Annotated in this window: 1 protein-coding gene; it reads left to right on the top strand. The window is 59.5% G+C overall.

Annotation, left to right across the window (positions count from 1 at the left end):
* On the top strand, positions 1-916 hold a 916-nt coding region (locus RBA40_RS33345), incomplete at both ends, for an SGNH/GDSL hydrolase family protein (RefSeq protein WP_306653201.1).

Genomic DNA, 916 nt, shown 5'->3' with positions numbered 1-916 from the left:
TCGCCGCGCGGTATTTGTCGGCGATTCGTTGACGCAGCACGGCCAGCCCGGCAAGACCGGGCCCGATTACCAGCTGCAGTTTTCGATCACCACGATCACCAGCGCTGCCAATTTCGGCGGCATTACATGGATCGCTTACGCCATGGTAGACGGCCGGGCCAATGGTGGTGTTGCTCAAACTGTAGCGGGCAATCTTTTCACCGACAGCCGCGGCTGGGTTGCTTGGCAGGCGGCCGGCGACACCCTCGGCCAGTATGTGGACGTGAGCGTCGGCGGTTGGCACTATTTGAAAAGCGGGACGTACGCAAATTCCGGCATCACCCTGGCCGTGCGCGGTGGGTCCGCGCCTGTGCCAAACGCCACCTCTGCTGTCCAAACTGCAGGATCGCCAATTACCAGCGACTACAACCTGATCGGCTATGTTGCATGGGTTGCCGGCGCGTTCGGGGATACGTTTTACGATTACGAAGCTTTCGCAATCGCTGGCGCCAGCTCGGCCGACATACTGAAATTTTCGCCTCAAGCGTTTTTGCTGGACACCGAGGTTGCTGTGATCATGGGCGGCGTTAATGACCTGCCGACCACCGACGCCGCATGCAACGTTACCGTCGCCAATCTCAAGGGCATCATTGACATTGCCTCTGCAAAGGCGCGCCGGGTCTACGTGCAGGAGATTTTTCCGAACCCATCCGCAACGCCAGCGATTGTTAAGAATCTGGCGTACGTTTCGCAGATGATCAAGGCATATTGCGCTACCAAGAAGAACGTTAGATTCGTTAGCGCGTACGGCAAAATGGTGAATGCGAGTACCTGGGTGGTCGGCTCCGGCGCCGGCGGTCGGGCCGGCGTGTTCAACCCTGCCGACAACCTGCACACCCAGCCTTACGGCGGATGGATCGGCGGCAGCGCAGTCGTC

This window comes from Massilia pseudoviolaceinigra, assembly GCF_030846505.1.
GTDB classification, from domain to species: domain Bacteria; phylum Pseudomonadota; class Gammaproteobacteria; order Burkholderiales; family Burkholderiaceae_D; genus Telluria_A; species Telluria_A violaceinigra.
Note: the sequence above shows the minus strand (reverse complement) of the source record. Positions and strands in the feature narration are given on the sequence as shown.